General features: G+C 60.7%; 1 protein-coding gene. It reads right to left on the bottom strand.

Going from position 1 to position 1,022, the window contains the following annotated elements; genetic code table 11:
• Positions 1 to 1,022 (bottom strand): serine hydroxymethyltransferase (gene glyA / locus H9646_RS18295; RefSeq protein WP_191724830.1); only part of this gene is annotated, 1,022 nt, incomplete at both ends.

Below are 1,022 nucleotides of genomic sequence, written 5' to 3'. Positions count from 1 at the left end.
ACCAAGTTGGCGGTAATGCGGGTCTCTTCTTCCTTGAAACCACGGGTGGTCATGGCCGGTGTACCCACGCGGATACCGCTGGTGACCATGGGCTTTTCAGGGTCGTTGGGGATGGAGTTCTTGTTGATGGTGATGTGCGCAGCACCCAAAGCCGCTTCAGCAGCCTTGCCGGTGATGCCCTTGGCACGCAGGTCCACCAGCATGACATGGCTTTCAGTGCGGCCAGAGATGATGCGCAGACCACGCTCGGTCAGTGTGTCAGCCATCACCTTGGCGTTCTTGATGACTTGCTCCTGGTAAGCCTTGAACTCGGGGGACTGGGCTTCCTTGAATGCCACGGCCTTGCCTGCGATCACATGCATCAGCGGGCCGCCCTGCAGGCCGGGGAAGATGGCGCTGTTCAGGGCTTTTTCGTGCTCGGCCTTCATCAAGATAACGCCGCCACGGGGGCCGCGCAGGCTCTTGTGGGTGGTCGTGGTGACCACATCGGCGTAAGGCACGGGGTTGGGGTACACACCGGCGGCAATCAGGCCAGCGTAGTGGGCCATGTCCACCCAGAAGATGGCGCCAACTTCCTTGGCAATTTTGGCAAAGCGCTCAAAATCAATGCGCAGGGCATAGGCCGAAGCGCCAGCAATGATGATGCGGGGCTTGTGCTCACGTGCCAGCGCTTCCATCTTGTCGTAGTCGATGGCTTCCTGGGCGTTCAGGCCGTAGGAGATCACATTGAACCACTTGCCGGACATGTTCAGCGGCATGCCATGCGTCAGGTGGCCACCCTCAGCCAGGCTCATGCCCATGATGGTGTCACCGGGCTTGGCAAAGGCCATCAGCACGGCCTGGTTGGCTTGCGAGCCAGAGTTGGGCTGCACGTTGGCTGCTTCAGCGCCAAAGATGGCCTTGATGCGGTCAATGGCCAGTTGCTCGACCACGTCCACGTTTTCGCAGCCGCCGTAGTAGCGCTTGCCGGGGTAGCCTTCGGCGTACTTGTTGGTCAGCTGGGAGCCCTGGGCCTCCATGAC

It is taken from the genome of Comamonas avium, from assembly GCF_014836675.1.
Classification (GTDB): Bacteria; Pseudomonadota; Gammaproteobacteria; order Burkholderiales; family Burkholderiaceae_C; genus Comamonas; species Comamonas avium.
This window is presented reverse-complemented; position numbering and strand designations above follow the sequence as displayed.